Origin of the sequence: Acidocella sp. (assembly GCF_027352905.1) — a bacterium.
Lineage (GTDB): Bacteria > Pseudomonadota > Alphaproteobacteria > Acetobacterales > Acetobacteraceae > Acidocella.
In genome coordinates this window covers 1-22446 of the sequence record NZ_DAIEIF010000037.1, presented here as the reverse complement: position 1 = coordinate 22446, position 22446 = coordinate 1, and the positions used below count along the sequence as shown (strand labels likewise).

At 63.9% G+C, this 22446-nt stretch carries 25 protein-coding genes; 11 read left to right on the top strand and 14 right to left on the bottom strand.

All coding sequences use genetic code 11. From position 1 onward, the window contains the following. Positions 1-9: 9 nt before the first annotated feature. Positions 10-1056, bottom strand: coding sequence for a recombinase RecA (gene recA, locus M7H45_RS06630; protein ID WP_298215467.1), 1047 nt, complete (start codon positions 1054-1056; stop codon positions 10-12). Positions 1057-1329: 273 nt separating this feature from the next. Between recA and M7H45_RS06625 the strand changes: the two genes are divergently transcribed. After that, a complete protein-coding gene (locus M7H45_RS06625) occupies positions 1330-1758 on the top strand; it encodes a GFA family protein (RefSeq protein ID WP_298215465.1) in 429 nt (142 codons plus the stop codon). A 12-nt stretch (positions 1759-1770) separates the two neighbouring features. Here M7H45_RS06625 and M7H45_RS06620 read toward each other — a convergent pair whose 3' ends face one another. The 5 genes from M7H45_RS06620 to M7H45_RS06600 all read right to left on the bottom strand — a co-directional run bounded on the left by M7H45_RS06620 (position 1771) and on the right by M7H45_RS06600 (position 7029). Then, on the bottom strand, positions 1771-2997 hold the full coding sequence (locus tag M7H45_RS06620; protein WP_298215463.1) for an argininosuccinate synthase: 1227 nt from the start codon (positions 2995-2997) through the stop codon (positions 1771-1773). Between the two features lie 12 nt (positions 2998-3009). Beyond that, a complete protein-coding gene (locus tag M7H45_RS06615) occupies positions 3010-3972 on the bottom strand; it encodes a sterol desaturase family protein (protein WP_298215462.1) in 963 nt (320 codons plus the stop codon). Between the two features lie 78 nt (positions 3973-4050). Beyond that, complete coding sequence (locus tag M7H45_RS06610) at positions 4051-4830, bottom strand: hypothetical protein (RefSeq protein WP_298215461.1); 780 nt, start codon at positions 4828-4830, stop codon at positions 4051-4053. A 4-nt stretch (positions 4831-4834) separates the two neighbouring features. Beyond that, positions 4835-5821: a YncE family protein gene (locus M7H45_RS06605; RefSeq protein ID WP_298215459.1), complete on the bottom strand. Its 987-nt coding sequence runs from the start codon at positions 5819-5821 to the stop codon at positions 4835-4837. After that, a complete protein-coding gene (locus M7H45_RS06600) occupies positions 5818-7029 on the bottom strand; it encodes an O-antigen ligase (RefSeq protein WP_298215457.1) in 1212 nt (403 codons plus the stop codon). The genes M7H45_RS06605 and M7H45_RS06600 overlap by 4 nt, the downstream gene beginning before the upstream one ends. Positions 7030-7095: 66 nt before the next feature. Here M7H45_RS06600 and M7H45_RS06595 point away from each other — a divergent pair, with 66 nt between their 5' ends. The 3 genes from M7H45_RS06595 (at position 7096) to M7H45_RS06585 (ending at position 9432) form a co-directional block, all read left to right on the top strand. Then, positions 7096-7866, top strand: coding sequence for an alpha/beta fold hydrolase (locus M7H45_RS06595; RefSeq protein ID WP_298215455.1), 771 nt, complete (start codon positions 7096-7098; stop codon positions 7864-7866). Beyond that, on the top strand, positions 7856-8962 hold the full coding sequence (locus M7H45_RS06590) for an FAD-binding oxidoreductase (protein WP_298215453.1): 1107 nt from the start codon (positions 7856-7858) through the stop codon (positions 8960-8962). Before M7H45_RS06595 ends, M7H45_RS06590 begins: the two co-directional genes overlap by 11 nt. 89 nt (positions 8963-9051) lie before the next feature. Beyond that, positions 9052-9432: a response regulator transcription factor gene (locus M7H45_RS06585; RefSeq protein ID WP_298215451.1), complete on the top strand. Its 381-nt coding sequence runs from the start codon at positions 9052-9054 to the stop codon at positions 9430-9432. A gap of 3 nt (positions 9433-9435) precedes the next feature. Here M7H45_RS06585 and phoB read toward each other — a convergent pair whose 3' ends face one another. From phoB to pstB, 3 genes are read right to left on the bottom strand one after another with little or no spacing between them, the layout of a single operon-like run. After that, the gene (gene phoB, locus M7H45_RS06580) at positions 9436-10143 is read right to left on the bottom strand and encodes a phosphate regulon transcriptional regulator PhoB (RefSeq protein WP_298215450.1); all 708 of its coding nucleotides are present in this window, start codon (positions 10141-10143) and stop codon (positions 9436-9438) included. A gap of 2 nt (positions 10144-10145) precedes the next feature. Continuing rightward, complete coding sequence (gene phoU / locus M7H45_RS06575; protein ID WP_298215449.1) at positions 10146-10865, bottom strand: phosphate signaling complex protein PhoU; 720 nt, start codon at positions 10863-10865, stop codon at positions 10146-10148. Positions 10866-10883: 18 nt separating this feature from the next. Next, a complete protein-coding gene (pstB, locus tag M7H45_RS06570; RefSeq protein ID WP_298215566.1) occupies positions 10884-11687 on the bottom strand; it encodes a phosphate ABC transporter ATP-binding protein PstB in 804 nt (267 codons plus the stop codon). Between the two features lie 159 nt (positions 11688-11846). On the opposite strand from pstB, the gene M7H45_RS06565 reads away from it, so the two are divergent. Continuing rightward, entirely contained in the window at positions 11847-12338 is a 492-nt protein-coding gene (locus tag M7H45_RS06565) for a hypothetical protein (protein WP_298215448.1), read from the top strand. Between the two features lie 51 nt (positions 12339-12389). Here M7H45_RS06565 and aspS read toward each other — a convergent pair whose 3' ends face one another. After that, positions 12390-14177: an aspartate--tRNA ligase gene (aspS, locus tag M7H45_RS06560; protein ID WP_298215564.1), complete on the bottom strand. Its 1788-nt coding sequence runs from the start codon at positions 14175-14177 to the stop codon at positions 12390-12392. A gap of 71 nt (positions 14178-14248) precedes the next feature. Between aspS and rnd the strand changes: the two genes are divergently transcribed. After that, on the top strand, positions 14249-15445 hold the full coding sequence (gene rnd, locus M7H45_RS06555; RefSeq protein ID WP_298215447.1) for a ribonuclease D: 1197 nt from the start codon (positions 14249-14251) through the stop codon (positions 15443-15445). Here rnd and lysA read toward each other — a convergent pair. The 3 genes from lysA to argH are packed head-to-tail and all read right to left on the bottom strand — an operon-like array spanning position 15426 to position 18282. Beyond that, entirely contained in the window at positions 15426-16748 is a 1323-nt protein-coding gene (lysA, locus tag M7H45_RS06550; protein WP_298215446.1) for a diaminopimelate decarboxylase, read from the bottom strand. The two genes, rnd and lysA, sit on opposite strands and share 20 nt — an antisense overlap. Continuing rightward, positions 16748-16873, bottom strand: coding sequence for a lipoprotein (locus M7H45_RS06545; RefSeq protein ID WP_298215445.1), 126 nt, complete (start codon positions 16871-16873; stop codon positions 16748-16750). The genes lysA and M7H45_RS06545 overlap by 1 nt, the downstream gene beginning before the upstream one ends. Beyond that, a complete protein-coding gene (argH, locus tag M7H45_RS06540) occupies positions 16870-18282 on the bottom strand; it encodes an argininosuccinate lyase (protein ID WP_298215444.1) in 1413 nt (470 codons plus the stop codon). The genes M7H45_RS06545 and argH overlap by 4 nt, the downstream gene beginning before the upstream one ends. On the opposite strand from argH, the gene M7H45_RS06535 reads away from it, so the two are divergent. Then, positions 18266-18880 carry a TlpA disulfide reductase family protein gene (locus M7H45_RS06535; RefSeq protein WP_298215443.1) on the top strand — a complete coding sequence of 205 codons (615 nt, stop codon included), beginning with the start codon at positions 18266-18268 and terminating at the stop codon, positions 18878-18880. The two genes, argH and M7H45_RS06535, sit on opposite strands and share 17 nt — an antisense overlap. Before the next feature lie 12 nt (positions 18881-18892). On the opposite strand, the gene secB is transcribed toward M7H45_RS06535, so the two are convergent. Continuing rightward, positions 18893-19402 (bottom strand): protein-export chaperone SecB, encoded by a 510-nt coding sequence (gene secB / locus M7H45_RS06530; RefSeq protein WP_298215442.1) that lies wholly within the window; start codon positions 19400-19402, stop codon positions 18893-18895. 71 nt (positions 19403-19473) lie between these two features. On the opposite strand from secB, the gene argC reads away from it, so the two are divergent. From argC to M7H45_RS06510, 4 genes are all read left to right on the top strand, one after another. After that, positions 19474-20382 carry an N-acetyl-gamma-glutamyl-phosphate reductase gene (gene argC, locus M7H45_RS06525; protein WP_298215441.1) on the top strand — a complete coding sequence of 303 codons (909 nt, stop codon included), beginning with the start codon at positions 19474-19476 and terminating at the stop codon, positions 20380-20382. Next, entirely contained in the window at positions 20379-20930 is a 552-nt protein-coding gene (locus M7H45_RS06520) for a gamma carbonic anhydrase family protein (protein ID WP_298215440.1), read from the top strand. Before argC ends, M7H45_RS06520 begins: the two co-directional genes overlap by 4 nt. Positions 20931-21088: 158 nt before the next feature. After that, positions 21089-21592: a TetR family transcriptional regulator gene (locus M7H45_RS06515; RefSeq protein ID WP_298215439.1), complete on the top strand. Its 504-nt coding sequence runs from the start codon at positions 21089-21091 to the stop codon at positions 21590-21592. Positions 21593-21676: 84 nt separating this feature from the next. Further along, positions 21677-22129, top strand: coding sequence for a phasin family protein (locus tag M7H45_RS06510; protein ID WP_298215438.1), 453 nt, complete (start codon positions 21677-21679; stop codon positions 22127-22129). Positions 22130-22446 lie beyond the last annotated feature (317 nt).

Genomic DNA, 22446 nt, shown 5'->3' with positions numbered 1-22446 from the left:
GGGCCGGGCTTAATCCTCGCCATCCTCCCCGTCTCCGGCGGTCATCAACGCATCGGCGATCGCCCCCGCCTGCTCGCGGATCCGCCGCTCGATCGCCTCGGCGATTTTTGGATTGTCGCGCAGAAATTGCTTGGCGTTTTCCCGCCCCTGGCCGATGCGCTGACTGTCATAGGAGAGCCAGGCGCCGGATTTTTCCACCACCCCGGCCTTGACGCCGAGATCGATCAACTCGCCCGCCTTGGAAATCCCCTCCCCAAACATGATGTCGAACTCCACCTGGCGGAAGGGCGGGGCCAGCTTGTTCTTTACCACCTTCACGCGGGTATGGTTGCCGGTCACTTCGTCGCGCTCCTTGATCGAGCCGGTGCGGCGGATTTCCATGCGGATGGAGGCATAGAATTTCAGCGCGTTGCCGCCGGTGGTGGTTTCCGGATTGCCAAACATCACGCCGATTTTTAGCCGGATCTGATTGAGAAAGATCAGCGTGGTATTGCTGCGCGCCACCGAGCCGGTGATTTTGCGCAGGGCCTGGCTCATCAGGCGGGCGTGGAGGCCGACATGGGCATCGCCCATTTCGCCTTCCAGCTCGGCGCGGGGGACGAGCGCCGCCACCGAATCGATCACCAGCACGTCTATGGAGCCGGAACGCACGAGCGTATCCGCGATTTCCAGCCCCTGCTCGCCGGTATCGGGCTGGGAGATCAGCAGATTATCCACATCCACGCCGAGCTTGCGGGCATAGACCGGGTCGAGCGCGTGCTCGGCATCGATGAAGGCGCACACGCCGCCGCGCTTTTGCGCCTCGGCCACGGCATGCAAGGCGAGGGTGGTTTTGCCCGAGCTTTCCGGGCCGTAAATCTCGATCACCCGCCCGCGCGGCAGCCCGCCAATCCCCAGCGCCAGATCCAGCCCGAGCGAGCCGGAAGAGATGACCTCCACCGCCTCCGCACCGCCGCGCGCGCCCATGCGCATGATGGAGCCTTTGCCGAAGGCGCGCTCGATCTGCGCCATCGCGGCGTCCAGCGCCTTGTTTTTTTCGAGGTCAGGTTTCGCCATAGATGTCACAGTCGCCATGAGAGGTGCCTCCGCAACGTCCAACATCGACTCCGTCTCTGTCAAACGCGGTTTTCTGTTGGTGGTGGTTGCAACCATAGCGTGTTTTCCTGACCTTGCCAGTGGATTTGTCTCAGTTAATCTGGCAGGACGAGAACAAAATAGCAACACGTTTATTAATAAACAGTTCGTTTTTTGTTCGCTTCGCAAGTAAGAGTGACAAGGCAGGGAGGCTCCCGCTATGCTGGACCGAATTAAAGAGAAGTGGAGGCGTTCATGAGCCGGGCTTATCAGGGAGAATGTTTTTGTGGCGCGGTCAAGCTGGAGGCCACAGGCACGCCGGAGGTGATGGGATATTGCCATTGCCGCTCCTGCCGGTCTTGGTCGGGCGGGCCGGTGAACGCCTTTACCTTATGGAAACCCGAGGCGGTGAGGGTCACCCAAGGAGAGGAGGAGATCGCCACTTTCGCCAAGACGCCCAAGAGCGAACGAAAATATTGCCGCCGCTGCGGCGGGCATCTGATGGCGGCGCATCCGGCGCTCGGGCTCGTGGATGTTTACGCGGCCACCCTGCCGGACCTGACCTTTGAGCCCGCCTTGCACGTGAATTATGCGGAGGCCGTGCTGCGGATAAAGGACGGCCTGCCGAAGTTCAAGGATTTCGCCGCCGAGACGGGCGGGTCCGGCGAGGTGATGCCAGAATAGCCGGCGGCGCGGCTATAGCGCGCCGCCCCGTCTGCCGATGGCCGCGCCGAGGCGCAGCCGCAGGGCGTTGAGCTTGATGAAGCCCGCCGCGTCCTGCTGGTTATAGGCGCCGGCATCGTCCTCGAAGGTCACCATGCGGGTATTGTAGAGCGAGTGGGGGCTCTCCCGCCCCGTTACGATGACGTTGCCCTTGTAGAGCTTCAGCCGTACCGTGCCGGTGACGGAGCTTTGCGAGGCGTCGATGGCGGCCTGCAGCATTCGCCGCTCCGGCGAAAACCAGAAGCCGTTATAGATCAGCTCCGCGTAGCGCGGCATCAGCGCGTCCTTGAGATGCGCGGCCTCACGATCTAGGGTGATGCTCTCGATGGCGCGGTGGGCGGCGAGCAGGATGGTGCCGCCCGGCGTCTCGTACACGCCGCGGGATTTCATGCCAACGAAGCGGTTCTCGACGAGATCGAGACGGCCAATGCCGTTCGCCCTGCCGTATTCGTTGAGCCGGGTGAGGAGAGTGGCCGGTGAAAGCGCCTCTCCATTAAGGCCGGCCGCGTCGCCGCATTTAAAGTCGATGCTGATCTCGGTCGCCTTGTCCGGCGCCGCCTCGGGTGAGATGGTGCGCTGATAGACGATCTCATCCGGGGCGATGGCGGGATCTTCGAGGATTTTGCCCTCGGAAGACGAATGCAAGAGATTGGCGTCCACCGAGAACGGTGCCTCGCCGCGCTTATCCTTGGTGATGGGGATCTGGTTCGCCTCGGCATATTCAAGCAACCGGGTGCGGCTGGTCAGATCCCATTCCCGCCAGGGGGCGATGACGCGGATGTTTGGGTTGAGGGCGTAATAACCAAGCTCGAAGCGTACCTGATCGTTGCCCTTGCCGGTGGCGCCATGGGCAACGGCGTCCGCCCCTACCTGCTCGGCGATCTCGATCTGACGTTGGGCGATGAGCGGCCGGGCGATGGAGGTGCCGAGCAGATATTGGCCCTCGTACAGCGCGTTGGCGCGGAACATGGGAAAGACGAAATCCTTGACGAAGGTTTCGCGCAGATCCTCGATGAAGATCTGCTTGACCCCGAACATTTCGGCCTTCTTGCGGGCGGGTTCCAGTTCCTCGCCCTGTCCGAGATCGGCGGTGAATGTCACAACCTCGCAATGATAGGTGTTTTGCAGCCAGCGGAGAATGACGGAGGTGTCCAGCCCGCCTGAGTAGGCAAGGACGACTTTTTTGACGCTCTGTTCCATGGCGCGGGCTTATTACGCCGCGCGGCCTATGCCAAGGCTCGCCCAGCTTTTTGCAAGGGCCTGGCAGAACAATTTCAACCCCGCAGCCTGTTGGGCCAGATAGCCGCCGGTCACCAGCGCCTCGGGCGCGCGGGCGTCGCCGGTGGGGAGATATTCATTCCGGAAATCGGCGGTGCGGAAGATGATGTCCCAGATGGGAAATACCGAGGCGTAATTGCAGCTTTGCCGTCCCGCCGCCCGCAGACCGTGGTGAAAGCGGTGGAAACGGGGCGAGACGACCAGCCATTCCAGCGGGCCATAGGAGAGGCGGATATTGGCGTGGCTGACGCTCTCGATGAATTTGAGGCCAAGAAGCAGGATGGGAAATTGCAGGGGGGGTATGCCGATCGCCAGCCCGATGGCGAAGAACCAGAAAAAGGCGATGACATCGTCGAGTAGATGGTTGCGGTCATCCGACCAGAAGCTCATCTGCCGCTGGGCGTGATGGAGGGAATGCAGGGCGTACCACCAGCGGAAGGCATGGGAGAGGCGGTGCCGCCAGTAATCGGCGCAGTCGAGAATGAGGGCATAAAGGCAGAAGGTGAGCAGCGGGTGGCCAAACAGGCCGGGAACGAGGGAGTCCAGCGTCGGCGGGATGAAGCCGTGGCGCACGAGCAGGGCGGTGGACCAGGTTTGCGCCTGATAAAACAGGACGAAGGTGACGATGGGCACCACCCCAACGCGGTTGAGAAGGGTATAGAACACATCTACCAGCACCGCTTTGCGGTTCTGCCAGCGCTCCACTGGCCGCCAATGTTCCAGCGGCAGGCAGACGGCGTACGTCACGAGCACGGCGAACAGCCCATAGACGCAGATCAGGCACCAGTCGAAGGCAAGATCATCCCAGGCCATCCAGTGCAGATGGAAGAGAACCGGCAGGACGAGATATTGATCCATAAAGCCGGCGAGATGGGAAAAGAGACGGTCGAGATTCATGCTTGATGCCTGCCGGAAAGAATGGCCCCGCAAATTGTGTATAAGCCCTTTTGGCCGCCGCCGCCATAAGAGAGCGCCTCAACGCGCCGCGGGCAGCCAGCGGGCGTTGCGCCAGGCGGCGCGGAGGTCGCGCCGGGCCAGAAAAACCGCCTGGGCCAGCAGCGCCAGGGCCGGCCAGGAGAAAAAAACGGCTCTGGCCGGGGTTGCGAGCAGAATCGCCCCGAAAAAAAGCAGCAACAGAAGGTGCAGGAACCGGGTGGGGATGTCCGGCCAGGCGCCGTTTGCCGCTGGGCGGAAGCGGTAGAGGCAGTAGCCGAGCCAGCGGGCGATGGCTTGCGCCGCCCCAGCCGCCAGCCCGGCGGGTCCCAGCGGCAGCACGGCCAGCAGGCCCAGGGAGCGGCAGCCCTGCAAACCGGGATAGAGAAAGACGCGGCTGGTTTTATCCAGGCGGTTATAAAGCGCATAGATCACGCCCAAAGCCGCGAGCAGCCCCGCCCAGCGGGCGGCCTGGGCCGGGCGCGCATCCAGCAGCCCCAGCCCGGCGAGGCTGAACAGCAGGGCGAAGCCCAGCGCCTGGGCAGGAAAATGCCGGGGCAGGGAGGGAAAAGCCGGGCCTAGCACCGGCTTGGCCTCATAGCGGGCGGCGCAGCGGTCATTATCCCAATAGCCAAGCTCGTATGCCGCCCAGAACCCCGCGAAACAGCAAAGCGCCCCGGCCAGGAGGCGCGGGCTGGCGGGCCGGGCGGTGGCGGCGAGAAGCAGCCAGGTCAAGGCGTCATCGGTGAGAAGCTGCCGCCCCGCCCGCTCAACCCCAGGGCGCTTGACGAGCCGCAAATAGGCGCCGGGAGGAAAGAGCATCCCCCTAGATACGTTCGGCCGTGATGAGTCCCGGCTCGCGCAGCATGGTGTTGAGAAAAATGCCGTGCGGCGAGCGCCCCACGGGGATGGTCGTATAATCGCCGGTTTGCGGGTCCAATACGGCGACGGCTTCCGCGAAGCGCAGGCAGATCCATATGCGTCCTTGCGGGTCGATGCCGATATCGTCGGGACCGCCGGAAATGGGATAGTCGCGCAGAATCTCGAAACTGGCGGGGTCGAGCGCGGTAAGACCGGTGCGGCCCGGCCCCCGGTTGGAGACATACAACACGTTCCTGCGCGTATCGATGAAGATGTTATGCGCGCCGTCCCCGGTGACGATTTGGCGGGTGATGCGGCCGTTTTCCGGATTCACCTCCACGAAGCCGCGCGCCCCCATGATGCAGACCAGGATTTTGCCACGGTGCCAGAGCACACCGGCCGGAGTATCGCCCACCGGCACGCTCCAGCGCTGGGAGAGCGTGGCGAGGTCGATGGAAACGAGGGAATTCGATTTTTGCAGCGAATGGAAGGACCAGCGCGAATCGGGCGAGAAATCCAGATGGCTTGGCCAATGCCCCGCCTCGAAGCGCTTCACCAGGGCAAGGGTGGCGGCGTCGTAGAAATCGATGAAATTCAGCCGCAGCGCGTTGACCGCCAGATATTTGTTATCCGGGGTGAAGCCGAGCTGGTACGGGTCGGCGATGCGGCGGTGGCCGAGCGGCGCGGCGGTGCGGGGGTCGAACATGAACAGGCCGTTGCCGCCGGCATCGCAGACCAGCAGAGTTTTGCGGTCGCGGGTGAGCGCCCAATGGCTGGGTTCGCGGAAGGTGGGCTCGGTGCGGAGAGGCTGGCGGCTTTTCATATCGATGATGGTGACCGAGCCCGCGGCGGAATTGAGGGCAAAGGCCAGCGGCGGGGCGGCCTGTGCATGCGCGGAGGGCGCGGCTGCGAGAGCCATGGGCAGGCTGAGGGCGAGGCGGCGGGTGATCATGGTGGCGCTCCTCTAGTCCCATTTCCCGCCTCTGCGAAGATACAGGCGAACCAAAGAAACAAGGCTGAGCTGGTGGTGGCGATGAGCGTGTTGTCCGTGGCGGAGTGAAGGGCGAACAGCAGGAAAACCAGCCGGATGAATCCCCGCCGCGGCGGGGGCAAAGCGCGGGTGCCGCGCCGCGCCCAGAGAATGAAAAGGGTCAGAAGCAGCCCAGAGCCGAGCAGCCCGGCCTCGACGGCGAGGCGGAGATATTCGTTATGCGCGGCATTGGTGCCAAGGAGGCGGGATAAAGGCGCGTCGAGCGGCACGACCAGCTTGCCTGCGCCGAGGCCCCAGCCCAGCCAGGGCGACCGGGCGAAGGCGGCGGTGAAATCGGGCCAGATGAGGTTGCGGTTGGAGAGGTCCGTCGCCTCGCCGAGGCGGGTGAGGGCGATGGCGCGGACGAAGCTGAGCGGGGTGGCCGCAATCAACGCCAGGGCTCCGGCGGCGCCCGCCGCCGCGATTTCCATCACCCGGCCGCGCATGAGCAGCACATAGCCGCACGCCGCGAACCCCAGCGCCAGCGGCACGCGCGCGCCGGTGAGGGCAATGATGAGAAGATAGAGCAGGGCCAGCGCCACCCAGCGCGGACGCGGCGCGGCAAGGTGTAAATCCAGCGTCACATAAAGGGCGGTGAGGGCGAAAGCGGCCAGGAAAGGCGGCTCGCCACTGCCGCCCAGGCGCAGCGCTCCGTCCTGCCAGGCGCAGAATGAGGATAGGCCCAGGGGAACCAGCAGCGCGCCCAGGCCGATGCATGCCAGCGGCCCGGCGAGCAGCGCATGCCGCGCCGCCCGGATGATATCGGGGGGCAAACGCACGAAGCCGAACAGAAAGGGCGCGACGGAGCCAATGAGCGAGCGCAGGGATTCGGGCAATCCCAGGCCGGGGTAGAGGCCGTGGACCAGCCCGGCGAGAAAGACCGCGCCGAAACCGAGGGCGGGATTGAATTTGTCCCAGCGCGCGCCGTACCGGCAGGCCAAGGCGAGAGCCAGCATGACTCCGAACCCTTTGACCAGCGCGATCATTTCCTCCCGCCCTAGCAGCGCCATGCCCCAGCTATCGGGCGAGGTTTCCAGAACCAGCACCCAGAGCCAGAGGCAAAGGTCCGGACGGACGAAGGTGAGCGCAAGCACCAGGGCCGCCCCCAATGCAACCAGAAATTGCAACATAACCACTCATAGCCGGTTTCCACCGGAGGCGCTTGTGATTTTTTCAATGGGCCGCAAGATGGCGGCATGATTTTGAATGTCATCGAGGCTGGGAGCGGCCCGCCGCTGGTGCTGCTGCACGGGCTTTTTGGCACGGCGCGCAATCTGGGGGTTCTCAGCCGGGCCTTGTCCACGCAGTTCCGGGTTCTCGCCATGGATCTGCGCAATCATGGGCATAGCCCGCACGCGGCGAAGATGAGCTACCGCCTGATGGCGGAGGACGTGGCCGAGACGCTGGCGGCGCGAGGCATCGCCAGGGCGGCGGTTGTCGGCCACTCCATGGGGGGTAAGACGGCGATGATGCTGGCCTTGACCCGGCCGGAGATGGTGACGCGGCTGGCGGTGCTGGATATAGCGCCGCTGACCTACAGCCATGAATATGATGATTACGTGCGGGCGATGCTGGCTTTGCCGCTCACCCCCGGCCTGACCCGGGGAGAGGCGGATGCGGCCCTAGCTAAAACGGTGAAAGCCGCGCCCATGCGGGCCTTTTTGCTTAATAATCTGGTGCTGGGCGAGGCGCCGCATTGGCGGATGGGGCTGCGCGAAATCGCGGATAACATGGCCGAGCTTCTCCGGTGGGACGACCCGCCGGGGCTGCGCCCCTATCCGGCCCCCGCTTTGTTTCTTTGCGGGGGCGATTCGGATTATGTTCCGCCTTCGGCGGAGCCGGAGATCTTGTCGCGCTTTCCCCGGGCGGTCATCCGGCGTATCCCCGGCGCGGCGCATTGGCTGCATGCCGATAAACCGCGCGAGGTGATCGCGGCATTGCGGGAGTTTTTTACCGATGCGGGCTGAGTGGGATGTCATCGTGATCGGCGCGGGTATCGCCGGCGCCTCGATCGCGGCGCAACTGGCCCCGACGCACCGGGTGGCGCTGGTGGAGGCGGAGGAGCAGGCGGGTTACCACACCACTGGCCGTTCCGCCGCCATCTGGATCCGTAATTACGGGCCGCCGGACGTGCGGGTGCTCACAGGGCTTTCGCGGGATTTTTTTAAGAACCCGCCCGCCGATATCGGCACGGACCGGCTGGCGGTGGACCGGCGCATCCTCTATCTGGCCCCGCCGGCGGAGGAGCCCGAGCTCGACCGGCTGATCGGACTCGACCTGGGGGTAAGGGAAATCAGCCTCGCCGAGGCCAAGGCGCTGTGCCCGGCCTTGATCGAGGGATTCGCCCACCGCGCCGGGCTGGAGCCGGATGCGTTCGATATGGATGTCGCCGGGCTGCATCAATTTTATTTGCGCCGGTTACGCCAGGCCGGGGGCCAGATTTTGCTGCGCCACCGGGCGGGGCGGATCGAGCGCCGCGAGGGTGTCTGGCGGGTGGAAACCTCGACCGGGGCGATGTTGACCGGTGGCATCGTCGTGAACGCCGCCGGAGCCTGGGGCGACGAGGTGGCGAAACTCGCGGGCCTCGCGCCGCTCGGCCTCGTGCCGTGCCGCCGCACCGCGGCGATCATCCCGGCCGGTCCGTATGAGGTGGGGAGCTGGCCGGTCGTGCAATCGGCCGCGCATTTATGGTACGCCCGGCCCGAGGGGGGGACCCGGCTGATGGTGACGCCCTGTGACGAAACGCCGGACGTGCCGCATGACGTGCAGCCGGACGAACTCGATATCGCCGTGGGAATCGCTAGGATGCAGCAGGCGCTGGCGATTCCGGTTCGGCGGGTCGAGCATAGCTGGGCGGGATTGCGGACCTTCACCCCCGACCGCTCTCTCGCTTTTGGCTACGACCGTGACGCGGAAGAATTTTTCTGGGCGGTGGGGCAGGGAGGGTATGGCATCCAGACGGTGCCCGCCGCCTCGGCCCTGATCGCCGCCTTGATCAAGGGTGAGGACCCCGGCCCCGCCGCCAGCCTACTGCCGGCCATCGATCCGATGCGCTTCCGTTGAACGATCCGCTCTCATCGGGCATTGAACTCCCCAAAAACATTGCCAAGTATCCATGTCATCGGCAGGCGGGATACATAGGGAGGGCTGAATTGCGGATTTTGCTGATCGAGGACGACAAGAACGTAGCGGGGTTCGTCATCAAGGGGTTGCGGGAAGCGGGGCATAACGTCATCCACACCGACAACGCCACCGCCGGGCAGGCACGCGCCACCAGCGAGCAATTCGACGTGATCGTCCTCGACCGTATGCTGCCGGAAAATGGCGATGGGCTGAACGTTCTCACCAGTCTGCGCAAACAGCGGATCGATACGCCGGTGCTGATTCTCTCGGGTCTCGGCGAGGCCTCCAGCAAGGTGACGGGGCTGCGCGCCGGGGGAGATGACTACTTGGCCAAGCCCTTCGCCTTTTCCGAGTTGCTGGCGCGGGTGGAAGGGCTGGCCCGGCGCGGGCAGATTACCCGTACCAGCTGAATTTCAGGCTGCATCCTCCAAATCGAGCGCATAGCCCGCCGCGCGAACGGTCCGCACCACGTCGATTTCCCCAGGCGCGTTGATCGCCTTGCGCAGGCGGCGGATATGCACGTCCACGGTCCGGGGTTCGACATGAATGTCGCGCCCCCAGACGGCGTTCAGCACGTCCTCACGCGAGAAGACCCGCTTGGGATGGCGCAGAAAAAATTCCAGCAGCCGGAATTCGGTGGGTCCGAGATGCAGGGAGCGGCCGTTGCGCTGCACGCGATGAGAGGCGGGGTCCAGCGAGATATCATGGAAGCTGAGCTTGCTTTTCTGCGGCACCGAGCCCGCCCGGCGCAGCAGGGCGCGAATGCGGGCGATCAGCGCCTCCGTCGAGAAGGGTTTGGTGATGTAATCATCGGCGCCGGTATCCAGCCCGCGCACCGCATCCTGATCCTCGGCGCGGGCTGTGAGCATGATGATCGGCAGGCCGCGTGTGGCCGGGCGGCGGCGAAGCTGGCGGCATAATTCGATGCCGGACATGGTGGGCAGCATCCAGTCGAGCAGGAGAAGGTCGGGCGGGGTCTCGGTGATGCGGGTCAGAGCCTCGCCGCCATCGCCGGCATCCTCGACCCTGAATCCTTTTTTTTCCAAATTATAGCGCAGCAAGGTCACCAGCGGCGCCTCGTCTTCGACGATGAGGATATAGGGTCTGTTTGATTCGGACATGCTCAGTTGGGCGCGGTGTGGATATAGGTGGCGGTGTGGTCGCCCTTGGGCCGGAAATCCGGCAGGTTTTCCCCCGTTATGGCGTAATAGGTGAGTTCAGCGATGTTGGTGGTGTGATCGCCTATGCGCTCAAGATTTTTGGCCACGAACATCAGATGCGTGCAGGTCGAGATATTGCGCGCATCCTCCATCATGTAGGTGATGAGTTCACGGAAAATCGTATTGTAAAGGTCGTCCACCATCTGGTCCGCGCGCCAGACCTGGATGGCCTTTTGCGGGTCCGATTCGCCCACCGTGTCGATGCTGGCCTTAAGGTTCTGCTGCACGAGATGCGCCATCTGCCCCAACCCGGCGAGAGGAAAATTAGTGGCGACCTGGCTGATGACGATGCTGCGCTTGGCGATGTTGGCGGCGTAATCGCCGATGCGTTCGAGATCGTTGACCACTTTGAGCGCCTGCACCACTTGGCGCAGATCATCGGCGACGGGCTGGCGCAGCGCCAGCAGCCGCACGGCGAACTGCTCGATCTTATGCTGCTCGGCGTCGATGGCGGCATCGTTCTCGATCACGCGCGACGCGATTTCCGGATCGTGGTTCAGCAGCGCGGCGGAGGCCTCCGCCACCGCGCGCTCGACCAGCCCGCCCATGGCGGCGATCATGTCGCGGAGTTTCTTGAGGTCGGCCTCAAAGCTGGAGACGATATGTTTGGGTTCGTCGGGCATGGAACTCGTGTCTCTCCGTCAGCCGAACCGGCCGGTGATGTATTCCTGGGTCTTGCGCTCGCGCGGGGCGGTAAAGATCTGGCTGGACGCTCCGACCTCGACCAGCTCGCCCAGATAAAAGAAGGCGACCTGATCGGCGCACCGGCCCGCTTGCTGCATGTTATGAGTGACGATGACGATGCAGAAATCCCGCTTCAGCTCGTCGATCAGTTCCTCGATCTTGAGCGTGCTGATAGGATCGAGGGCGGAGGTCGGCTCGTCGAGCAGCAGCACGTCCGGCCGCACGGCGATGGAGCGGGCGATGCATAGCCGCTGCTGCTGCCCGCCGGAAAGACCGATGGCGGAGCTGTTCAGCCGGTCCTTCACCTCGTTCCAGAGAGCGGCGCGGGTTAGTGCCCACTCTACCCGCTCGGCCGCCGCCGCCTTGGAAAGTTTTTCGTGCAAGCGCACGCCGAACAAGACGTTCTCGTAGATGGATTTGGGAAAGGGGGTCGGCTTCTGGAACACCATGCCGACCCGGCTGCGCAAACGGTTGAGGTCGATGCCCGGGGCGAGGATGTTTTCCCCGCCCATCAGGACCTCGCCCTCGGCGCGCTGGCCTGGGTATAGATCGTACATGCGGTTGAGGACGCGGAGCAGCGTTGACTTCCCGCAGCCGGACGGACCGATCATCGCCGTCGTCTGCCGGTCGGGAAACTCGATCGAGACGTTTTTCAGCGCGTGCGTCTCGCCATAATAGAAATTCAGGTCGCGGATGGAAACGCGCGCCTCGGCTCCCGGGGCCTGATGCAGGGCGGCGGGCAAAGCGGTTTCCGGCGGCATATTGCGTCTCGCTATTTCCATGCGGGCATCCTTTAGGACGCGTTCCGTGACAATGCGATGACGTTAATATGAAGCTTCCATGACAGGCAAAATTTAAAATCTCGCGGAATTTCTCGCTCACACCTAAGGTTGAGGCCTTAACGAGACGAGAGGCGCGCCATGGCGGACAAATTGGGCGTTTACGCACTGCTCGCCCTGCTGGGCTGGAATCCGGCCCGGGCAGCGGACATAGCGGGACCCGCCAAGATCGTGATGGCGCTGTATCGCCCTTACGTGGCTGATGATGACGCTTTAGGTAATGATGGTCTGCTGGCCATAGCTGCGCATGCGGAGCCGCGCCTGAAAGGCTTGATCTCGCGGGACCGGCAATGCGAGGCGCGGGAGGGCGGCGTGTGCCGGATCGATTTCGACCCGGTGATTGCCGGGCAGGATGCGCAGTTGAACGGTCAATGGCCTGTTCTGTCCGTGCGCGACACCCAGAATGGCGGCGAGATCGTCTTGGCCCGTTTCATCAGCGGCGGCGTTCCGATGGAAGTGGATTACGTGTTCATTCGGGCGGGCGGGTCCTGGGTGATTCGTGATGTGATGGGCGCCCCCACCAACCCTGGCGGGGCGTGGGACCTCCTGCGCATCCTTTCCGCGCCCATCTAGAAGTGTTTCGTCAAACGAAAAACACTCTTGTTTTAATGAGCAGAGCGGGACTCAGCTTTTCAACGGTTTGGGGGGCGGGAGCACGGCGATGGAAAGCTCCTTCAGCCGCTCGGGCGGGACCGGGGCAGGGGCGCCCATCATCAAATCCTCGCCTTGCTGGTTGAGCGGGAAGGCGATGACCTCGCGGATATTGGGCTCATCCGCCAGCAGCATCACGATCCGGTCTATGCCGGGGGCCGAACCCCCATGCGGCGGCGCGCCATAGCGGAAGGCGTTGAGCATCCCGCCGAACCGCGCCTCCACCTCGTCCGCCCCGTAGCCCGCGATCTCGAAAGCCTTGAGCATGATATCGGGCCGATGATTGCGGATGGCGCCGGAGGATAGCTCGATGCCATTGCAGACGATATCGTATTGGAACGCCTTGATGGTCAGCGGGTCCTGGGTAAGCAGCGCCTCCAGCCCGCCCTGGGGCATGGAGAAGGGGTTGTGGGAGAAGACGATCTTTTTCTCCTCCTCGTCATATTCATACATGGGAAAATCGACGATCCAGCAGAATTTGAAGTCACCCGTCCGGATCAGGCCCAGTTCGTGGCCGAGCCGGGTGCGCACCGCGCCTGCGAATTTGGCGGCGGCCTCCGTCTTGCCGGCGGCGAAAAACACCGCATCGCCCGTGCCCAAGCCGCAAACATCCCTGATGCGCTCGGCCCGGGCGGGGTCCAGGTTTTTAGCGATTGGTCCCTGCGCGCCCGCCTCGTTCCAGGTGATATAGCCAAGCCCGCCCGCGCCCTCGGCGCGCGCCCATTCGTTCAGCCTATCGAAGAAAGAGCGGGGATTGCCGCCCGCGCCCGGCGCCGGGATGGCGCGGACGATGCCGCCGCCCTCGATGATCCGCGCGAACAACCCGAAAGAGGAGCCGCGAAACGCCTCCGTGACATCAGAGATGATCAACGGGTTGCGCAGATCAGGCTTGTCCGAGCCGTATTTGAGCAGGGCCTCATCGTAGGAGATCCGGGGAAAGGGCGGCGGGGTGACGGCGCGGCCCTGGGCGAATTCGGTGAAGACGCCGTGCAGCACCGGCTCGATAGTATTGAATACGTCTTCCTGGGTGACGAAGCTCATCTCGAAATCGAGCTGATAGAATTCGCCGGGGGAGCGGTCGGCGCGGGCCGCCTCGTCCCGGAAACAGGGGGCGATCTGGAAATAGCGGTCGAACCCGGCCACCATCAGCAATTGCTTGAATTGCTGGGGAGCCTGAGGCAGGGCATAGAATTTGCCAGGGTGGTTGCGCGAGGGAACGAGAAAATCCCTGGCCCCCTCCGGGCTGGAGGCGGTGAGAATTGGGGTCTGGAACTCGGTGAAGCCGGCCTCGATCATCCGCCGGCGGATGCTGGTGATCACCCCCGCCCGCAGCATGATGTTGCGATGCACAGGCTCGCGGCGCAGGTCGAGGAACCGGTATTTCAGCCGCAGCTCATCCGAATAGTTTTCATTGCCCGCGACTTGCAGCGGCAGCACCTCGGCCGGGCCTTGCAGCGTGAGCGTTTCCGCCCGTAATTCGATATCGCCCGTCGGCAGTTTGGGGTTGCGGGTGCCCTCGGCGCGGGCCACCACCTCGCCCGTGATGGTGATGACGGATTCGACCCGCGCCGCCTCCGCCGCGGCGAAGGCGCTGGACCCGGCGGGAAAAACGCATTGGGTGATGCCGTAATGGTCACGCAGATCGATGAACAAAAGCCCGCCATGGTCGCGCTTGGCGTGTATCCAGCCGGAGAGCCGGACGGTCCGGCCGATATCGGCTGCTCTGAGGGCGGCGCAGTTATGGGTGCGATAGGGGTGAATTTGTTCCATGCGGCGCGAAAGAGCCTTGGACCTCCTTCCTGTCAAGCCGGAGCGGCTCTAAAGGGAACGGCATGAACGGAGATAGACTTGAATTCATTACCAGCGCCGCGGCGCTGGCGGCCTTGTGCGCGCGGCTGGAAAATGAGGCCTTCGTGACGGTGGACACCGAGTTCATGCGGGAGAGAACCTATTATCCCGAGCTTTGCCTGGTGCAGATCGCCGGGGCGGCCGAGGTCGCGGTGATCGACGCCCAGGCGGAGGGAATGGATCTGGCGCCGCTCGGCCGCTTGCTGGCCAAACCGGAGGTGGTGAAGGTGTTCCATGCCTGCCGCCAGGATGTCGAAATTTTTTTGCAGCTCTTCGGCGCGGTTCCCACCCCCCTTTTCGACACTCAGGTGGCGGCGATGGTGGCCGGATTCGGCGACCAGGTCGGCTATGATTCGCTCGTGCAGGCCTTGACCGGCGCGCATATCGACAAGGCGCATCGTTTCTCCGACTGGGCGGCGCGGCCGCTCTCCCGCGCGCAGATCGCCTATGCCGCCGCGGATGTGACGCATCTGCGCCAGGTTTACGAGAGATTGCGGGCGAGGCTGGAAAAAGAGGGGCGTCTGGACTGGGTGGCGGAGGAGATGGCCCTGCTGACCCGGCCAGAAACCTATCGGGTGGAGCCTGAACAGGCTTGGGAGCGGTTGCGGCTTCGCTCGCAAAACCGCCGCCAGCTGGGGCTGGTGCGCTCCATCGCCGCCTGGCGGGAGCATGAGGCCCAGCGCCTGAATCTGCCGCGCGGGCGGCTCCTGAAGGATGAACAGATCCCCGAGATCGCCTCCTTGGCGCCGGAGACCGCCGAGGCCTTGGCCAAGGCGCGCGGGGTTTCGCCCGGTTTCGCCAAAGGCAAGTCAGGCGCGTCGCTGCTCGCGGTCATCGCCGAGGCGAAGGCGGCGCCGGAGGCGGGGTTGCCCCAGCCGGAGCGCCAGCGCGACGCGCCCAAGCCCTCCCCCGCTTTGGTGGCGCTGCTGAAAGTGCTGCTGGCGGCGACGGCCGAGACGCACAATGTCGCGGCCCGGCTGGTGGCGAGCGGGGAGGACCTGGAGGCGCTGGCCATGGATGAGACCGCCCCCAACCCGGCGCTTGAGGGCTGGCGGCGGGAGATGTTCGGTGAGACGGCGCTGCGGCTGATCCGGGGAGACATCGCGCTTTCGGCGCAAGGCAAGCGGATCAAGATCGTCGAGCTTGCGCCGCGGCCGGGCGTCAATCCAGGGCAGGGATGATCTCATCTTCCCAGAGCGCCTCATGGCTTTGGCGGCGGGTAATCAGCTGGAATTGACCGCCATGCACGAGCACGGCCGCAGCGCGTGGGCGGGCATTATAGTTGCTGCTCATCACCGCGCCATAGGCCCCGGCATCCAGCAGCGCCACACGCGCGCCGGGCTTGAATTCCGGCAATGCGCGGTCTTGAGCAAAGATGTCGGCGGTTTCACAAACCGGCCCCACCACATCGGCCGGGCCGCGTGGCGATTGGAAGGCGGCGGCCCCCACCGGCAGGATGCCATGCCAAGCCTCGTACATGGCCGGCCGCATCAGGTCGTTCATGGCCGCATCCAGCACCACGAATCGCTTGGCCGCGCGTTTTTCCAAAATGACCGAGGCGAGGAGCACTCCCCCGGGCGCGGTGAGAAAACGGCCCGGCTCCATCATCAACCGTACATCCAGCCCCCCAATCTCCTGCCGCGCCATGGCGGCGAAGGCGCGGGGAGTAAGCCCCGGCTCGTCCCGGTAGCCGATGCCGAGCCCGCCACCGAGATCCAGCGAGTCCACGGTCTGCCCCGCGGCGCGCAGGGCGCGGATCATCCCGGCCGCTTTGCCATAGGCGAGGCGGTAGGGTTCGGTGGAGAGGATCTGGCTGCCGATATGCACGGCAATGCCTGTCATCCGGATCCCGGGCAGCCGCGCCGCATGGGCGTAGAGAGGGGGAATTTCCGCCGCCGCGATGCCGAATTTATTATCGGCGAGGCCGGTGGTGATCTTGGCATGGGTGCCCGCATCCACATCCGGGTTCATGCGCAAGGCGAGGCAAGCCGTCAGCCCCGCGCGCGCGGCGATGGCGGAGATCATCTCAACCTCCTCCGCGCTTTCCGCATTGATCTGGCCGATTCCCGCCGCTAGCGCCATCTCCAGCTCGGCGGCGGATTTGCCCACCCCGGAATAGACGATATCCGCCGGGGCGATGCCAGCCTGGCGGGCGCGCAGGAACTCGCCAAGGGAGACGATATCCGCGCCCGCGCCAAGGCTGCGGAACAGGTTGAGGATGGCGAGATGATCGTTGGCCTTGACCGCGTAATGGATATCGACGGGCAGGGCTTCGGCGGCGAAGGCCGCGCGCAGGGCGGCGAGACGGGCGCGCATGGTGCCGGCGCCGTATACCCAGACCGGCGTGCCGTAACGGTCGGCGATGGCATTGAGGGGCACGTCCTCAAGGCAGAGTCCATCCTGGCCGTGCATGCGTAATTGGGGACGCGCCGCCAGCAGATCTTCAAGTTCCGGCTCGGGGCCGGTGGGCAGTATATCGGCCATTATTGTGGCGGCGGATAGGTGCGGGGATATGTGATGTCTTGCGGCGGGCCGGGGGGAGAGGGTGGGCCGCGGCGGCCGCAACCCGCGAGCATGATGAGGCAGAGCAGCGCCAAAAGCAGTCTCATGCGAGTATCTCCAGCCAGCGCGCCGCCTGGGCGGCTACATTGGCGGGGGCGGTGCCGCCATAAGAGGCGCGGGAAGCCACCGAGGCCCGCACCGTCAGAACATCAAAGACATCCGCGGTGATGCGCGGCTCCACGCTCTGCATCTCCGCCAGGCTCAGTTCCGGCAGATCCACCCCCCGGCTCTCTGCCAGGCGAACGAGGCAGCCGGTGACGTGATGCGCGTCGCGGAAGGGCATTTTAAGCGCTCGCACAAGCCAGTCGGCGAGGTCGGTGGCGGTGGAGAAGCCGGAAGCCGCCAGCGCTTCCATGCGCGCGGTGTCGGGCCGCATGTCCAGCACCATACCCGTCATCGCGGCGAGACAGAGTTCAAGCGAGGAGACGGCATCGAAAACCGGCTCCTTATCCTCCTGCATGTCTTTGGCGTAAGCGAGCGGCAGGCCCTTCATCACCGTCAGCAGCGCCATCAGCGCGCCGTAGATGCGCCCGGTCTTGGCTTTGGCGAGTTCCGCCGCGTCCGGATTCCGCTTCTGCGGCATGATCGAGGAGCCGGTGGTATAGGCATCCGACAGGGTAATGAGCCGGAAGGGCGGCGAGCACCAAATGATGATCTCCTCGGCGAAGCGGGAGAGATGCATGGCGCAGATAGAGAGGGCGGAAAGGAACTCGAGGGCGAAATCACGGTCGGAGACGGCGTCGAGTGAATTGGCGGCGGGCCGGTCGAAACCGAGCGCCGCGGCCGTCATGAAACGGTCGATGGGAAAGGAGGTGCCGGCGAGCGCCGCCGCGCCCAGCGGGCATTCATTCAGCCGGGCGCGGGCGTCCTTGATCCGTCCCGCATCCCGTGAGAGCATCTCCACATAAGCGAGGAGATGATGGCCAAAGGTCACCGGCTGTGCGGTTTGCAGATGCGTGAAGCCAGGCATGACGGTGGCGGCGTGCTCGGCGGCGCGGGTCGCGAGAGCCTTCATCAGCTCGCGAATGCGGGCCAGGATGGCGTCCATGGCCTCCCGGACCCAGAGGCGGAAATCCGTGGCCACTTGGTCGTTGCGGCTACGCGCGGTATGAAGACGCCGCGCGGCCTCGCCGATCCGCTCGGTCAGCCGCGCCTCGATATTGGTGTGGATGTCTTCCAGGCTCTCGGAAAACGGGAAGACCCCCGCCTCGATCTCGGCACCGATTTCCGCCAGCCCCGCCTGGATGGCGGCCTGATCCTCCGCCTTGATAATGCCCTGGGCGGCGAGCATGGCAGCATGCGCCTGGCTGCCCGCGATGTCCTGCCGCCAAAGCTTGGCGTCGAAGCCGATCGAGGCATTAATGGCGCGCATAACCTCGGCGGGGCCGGCGGCAAAACGCCCACCCCACTGCAATTTATCTTTAGTAGGAGAAACGCCCTTGTCACTCACGCGCAAACGCCCCTTGTTTCCTCGGCGGACCCTCATCGTCGCCGCTCCTGCCTTAGCCCTGGGCGTCGTCTTCGGCAATCGCGCCGGGGCGCAACCGGCGGAGGATGGATTAGCTGACGCCTCCACCGGCTGGCAGACGTTTCCCCCCATAAACCCGCCGGCGCTCACGTTCGAGGACGGAAGCGGCAAAAACCTCAGCTTCGCGGATTATAAAGGCCATGTGCTACTGGTGAATATCTGGGCGACATGGTGCGCCCCTTGCAAGGAGGAGCTGCCCGGCTTCGCGGCGCTGGCGCCGAAACTGAAACCCTTTGGGGGGCTGGTTTTGCCCATCTCGATCGACGTTACCGGCACCGGGGCTGTAGAGGCTTATTTCAAGGCGCATAAGATCACCACCCTACCAGTCCTGGCTGATCCTTCGGGCCAGGCGCTCGACCGGTTGCAGACCAATGGCATTCCGGTGACGTTCATCGTCAATCCGGCTGGGAAGATGGTGGCGCGGCTGGATGGCGCCGCGGCCTGGGACACGCCAGGCGTGATCGCGTTTCTGCGCCGCCTGGCAGGGAAGGGCGAGCCGAATCAGGACGGTTTCATGCAATCCTGAAACTAGATCGTTTCAGGCGGTGCCGGCCGGGCCGTTGGCCATGGCCGCCCCGGCGCGCCGCTGCTGCCAGAGACCGACAAAATCGATGGGGCCGAGGAGCACGGGCGGGAAGCCGCCATCCCGAGTCACATCCGCGAGAATATTGCGGGCGAAGGGAAAGAGCAGGCGCGGGCATTCCACCAGAAGCACGGGTTCCTGCTGGTTTTCAGGGATGCTGTTCAGCGTGAACACGCCCGCATAGGAAAGATCGGCGATGAAGACCACCGGCGGCTTTTCCTCTGTGCCGCCGGCGGATTTCGGCGCGACGGTCGTTCCCTCGGCGCGGATGACGAGCGTCACCTCGAACACTGTCTGACCCTCTTCCAGCCGGCGGACCTGGACGTCGAGATTGAGGTTGACATGCGGCTGGGCCCGCAACTGAGTGAAAATGGCGGGCGCCCCCGGCACCTCGAAGGACAAATCCTTGGTGTATTGGATGTTGAGGAGCAGCGGTTGCGGCGGCAGGCCGGCTTGTTCGGACATGTCTCAATTTCCCTGTTGCAAGGTGCGGCATGGCCTAGCATGGCGGTACCGCCATGATAAGAGTAGCGGCCATGAGCGCGCGCATCTTCATTGACGGGCAGGCTGGCACCACCGGCCTTGGCATTACGGAACGGCTGGAAAAAACGGGCGGGTTCATCCTCCTGACGCTGCCTGAATCTCGCCGCAAGGATCCTGAAGCGCGGGCCGAGGCGATGAGCGCGGCCGACATCACCGTGCTTTGCCTGCCTGATGACGCGGCGCGGGAGGCGGTGGCTCTCGCGCCGCCGGGGGCGCGGATTTTGGACGCCAGTACGGCCCATCGCGTGGCGGAAGGCTGGGTCTATGGCTTTGCCGAAATGGCGCCGGGCCAGGCGGAGCTCATCACCGCCGCGCGGCTGGTGGCCAACCCGGGTTGCTACGCGACCGGGGCGATTGCCCTGCTGCGCCCCCTCACCGCCCTCGGCCTGATGGAAGCCAAATCCCCGGTGAGCATCAATGCCGTTTCCGGTTACACCGGCGGCGGCAAGGCGATGATCGCAGCGCATGAGGCGCAGGGCGGCCCGGCTTTCGAGCTATATGCCCTTGGGTTGAGGCATAAGCATTTACCCGAGATCACGCGCTATGCCCGCTTGGCGCGACCGCCTTTATTCGTGCCGTCCGTCGGCCATTTTCCTCAAGGCATGCTGGTTTGCGTGCCGCTGTTTCTTGATACGCTCTCCCGCGCAAGTAGCCCGGCCCGGCTTGTGGAGGCCTATGCCGATTATTACGCGGGGGCAAAGGCGGTGCGCGTGCAGCGGGATATATGGACGGCCAATCTCGACCCGCAGGAGCTGAATGGCACCGATATGCTTGAGATTTTCATTTGCGCCAACGAGGCGGCGGGGCAGGTTCTGCTCATCGCCAGGCTGGATAATCTGGGCAAGGGCGCTTCCGGGGCCGCGGTGCAGAACATTGAATTAATGCTGAGGAGGGAGGCATGAAAGATATGCAACGCCCAGGCGGACTACTTTACGCCTTGGGCAATTTGGCGCCCCAAATAGACCCGACCGCCTGGATTGCCCCGACTGCCGTGCTGATCGGGGATGTGCGTGTCGGGCCGGGGGCGAATATCTGGTTCCACTGCGTGTTGCGCGGTGACACCAATCCGGTGATCGTGGGGGCGCGCAGCAATGTGCAAGATGGGACCATTGTTCATGTCGACCATGGTGATCATCCCGCCATCATCGGCGAGGACGTCACGATCGGCCATGCGGCCATTATTCATGCCTGCCGGCTGGAAAACCGCGCCTTTATTGGGATGGGGGCGACCGTGTTGGACGGGGCGGTGGTGGAACAGGGCGGGTTGCTCGGCGCGCGGGGATTATTGGCGCCGGGCAAGCGAATCGGCCGCCAGGAATTATGGGCCGGCTCCCCGGCCCGGCTAGTGCGGGTGATGAGCGATGAGGAGCGCGCCCGCTGGGACGGGACAGCCGAGCATTATCAGCAACTCGCCGCGCATTATGCGCATGCGCTGCGGGGTGTCTCATGAATTTCCTGGAAATGGAGCCAGAGGAGCACTAAATTTGAGCAATCATGACCGACCAGGAATTTGAAGCCGCTCTTATAGATGCCGCTTTCGCCCTGGGGGCGGAGGCGGGATGGTTATCGGTGTCTCCGCCCGCCGCGGCCCGCCACGGCGGGCTTGATTTGGCCCGCGCCCGCTTCTTATTTCCTTGTACAGGCGCGATTTTAAAGAAATTTGGCCGTTTGGCGGATGCGTCGGCGCTAGCGAATGCCTCGGGCGCGGGTAGCGTGCGGGACCGGCTTTTCGACCTGATCATGCTGCGATTCGATTATTTGCAGAGCCGCCGCCCTGGTGTGCGGGCGCTGTTGCGGGTTTTGCCGTTTTGCCCGCCTCTCGCTTTGGCGCTGACGGAAATGAATCTCGCCTCGATGGGGTGGCTGCTGGAAGCCGCAGGGGTGGAGGCTGGAGGCATAAAAGGGGCGTTACGCAAGCGGGGGTTGCTTGCCGTTTGGCTATATGGATTGCGCGCTTGGGACAAGGACGAGAGCGCCGACCTTTCAGCTACCATGGCAGCGGTGGATAAAGCTTTGGTCCGGGCGGAGCGTTTCGCGCTGCGGTTCACGCCCGGTCCTTCTGCGGCCACGAACCCTGAGGTGGCCATGCAGGAGCCGCCCGCGGTCGTTTAGGTTTCGCCCGGCAATTGATCAAACGCATGGCCGAGGAGCGGAATTTGTAGAGGATTTGCGCATTCAACTCCTGGAGGTACGAGCATGAGCGAAAAAACCGAGGAAACCGGGCCGCAGGCGCCTAGGCCAGAATTCGATATCAAAAAGATTTTGACCGGAATGAAACTTCCCGCCATGCCGGATATGGAGGCCGTGCTCACGGCTTATAAACGCAACATCGAAGCCTTGACGGAAGCTAACCGGGCGGCACTGGAAGGCGCCCAGGCGGTGGCGCGGCGCCATATGGAAATCATGCAGGAGACGATGGCGGGTTTGTCTAAAACTTTAAAGGAGCTTTCCTCCACCGAGGGATCTTCCAACCGCGCCGTCCGCCAGACTGAACTTTTGAAGAAAGCCTACGAGACGGCTGTGGCGAATACCAAGGAATTGAGCGAACTCATCCAGAAATCCAATACGGAAGCATTGGGCAAATTAAACCAGCGTATCTCCGAGGCGATGAGTGAGATGAAGACGTTGTTGGAAAAGCGGGGAGAATAAGGCCAAGCTTCCGGACGCCCCAACCCTTACGAAACACGGCAAAAGCCATGCGCATAATGCATAGCTAGATGAGTTTGAAGCGCAAACCCGCGGAACCCTTAGGTTTTTGGGACGTGAAGGGAAGATGACGCTCCGTTGACAGCCGGAACCGCTCGGCGCTAGAAGCCCGTTCACTGCTGGCTGCTTTAGTCTTGTAATTAGGTGGCTGGTTGGTTAGACTATTTGGCCTTTACGGCGGGGTTTTATTCCGCCGTTTTGTTTTTGGTTTGGTTCTTTGACAATTGCATAGGCTGGGAAGGGATACGCTGGTGGCGTTT

Excerpts from the sequence above, each read along its gene's own strand:
- recA (WP_298215467.1), bottom strand. The coding sequence starts at position 1,056 with ATGGCGAAACCTGACCTCGAAAAAAACAAGGCGCTGGACGCCGCGATG.
- M7H45_RS06625 (WP_298215465.1), top strand. The coding sequence starts at position 1,330 with ATGAGCCGGGCTTATCAGGGAGAATGTTTTTGTGGCGCGGTCAAGCTG.
- M7H45_RS06620 (WP_298215463.1), bottom strand. The coding sequence starts at position 2,997 with ATGGAACAGAGCGTCAAAAAAGTCGTCCTTGCCTACTCAGGCGGGCTG.
- M7H45_RS06615 (WP_298215462.1), bottom strand. The coding sequence starts at position 3,972 with ATGAATCTCGACCGTCTCTTTTCCCATCTCGCCGGCTTTATGGATCAA.
- M7H45_RS06610 (WP_298215461.1), bottom strand. The coding sequence starts at position 4,830 with ATGCTCTTTCCTCCCGGCGCCTATTTGCGGCTCGTCAAGCGCCCTGGG.
- M7H45_RS06605 (WP_298215459.1), bottom strand. The coding sequence starts at position 5,821 with ATGATCACCCGCCGCCTCGCCCTCAGCCTGCCCATGGCTCTCGCAGCC.
- M7H45_RS06600 (WP_298215457.1), bottom strand. The coding sequence starts at position 7,029 with ATGTTGCAATTTCTGGTTGCATTGGGGGCGGCCCTGGTGCTTGCGCTC.
- M7H45_RS06595 (WP_298215455.1), top strand. The coding sequence starts at position 7,096 with ATGATTTTGAATGTCATCGAGGCTGGGAGCGGCCCGCCGCTGGTGCTG.
- M7H45_RS06590 (WP_298215453.1), top strand. The coding sequence starts at position 7,856 with ATGCGGGCTGAGTGGGATGTCATCGTGATCGGCGCGGGTATCGCCGGC.
- phoB (WP_298215450.1), bottom strand. The coding sequence starts at position 10,143 with ATGTCCGAATCAAACAGACCCTATATCCTCATCGTCGAAGACGAGGCG.
- phoU (WP_298215449.1), bottom strand. The coding sequence starts at position 10,865 with ATGCCCGACGAACCCAAACATATCGTCTCCAGCTTTGAGGCCGACCTC.
- pstB (WP_298215566.1), bottom strand. The coding sequence starts at position 11,687 with ATGCCGCCGGAAACCGCTTTGCCCGCCGCCCTGCATCAGGCCCCGGGA.
- M7H45_RS06565 (WP_298215448.1), top strand. The coding sequence starts at position 11,847 with ATGGCGGACAAATTGGGCGTTTACGCACTGCTCGCCCTGCTGGGCTGG.
- rnd (WP_298215447.1), top strand. The coding sequence starts at position 14,249 with ATGAACGGAGATAGACTTGAATTCATTACCAGCGCCGCGGCGCTGGCG.
- lysA (WP_298215446.1), bottom strand. The coding sequence starts at position 16,748 with ATGGCCGATATACTGCCCACCGGCCCCGAGCCGGAACTTGAAGATCTG.
- M7H45_RS06545 (WP_298215445.1), bottom strand. The coding sequence starts at position 16,873 with ATGAGACTGCTTTTGGCGCTGCTCTGCCTCATCATGCTCGCGGGTTGC.
- secB (WP_298215442.1), bottom strand. The coding sequence starts at position 19,402 with ATGTCCGAACAAGCCGGCCTGCCGCCGCAACCGCTGCTCCTCAACATC.
- argC (WP_298215441.1), top strand. The coding sequence starts at position 19,474 with ATGAGCGCGCGCATCTTCATTGACGGGCAGGCTGGCACCACCGGCCTT.
- M7H45_RS06520 (WP_298215440.1), top strand. The coding sequence starts at position 20,379 with ATGAAAGATATGCAACGCCCAGGCGGACTACTTTACGCCTTGGGCAAT.
- M7H45_RS06510 (WP_298215438.1), top strand. The coding sequence starts at position 21,677 with ATGAGCGAAAAAACCGAGGAAACCGGGCCGCAGGCGCCTAGGCCAGAA.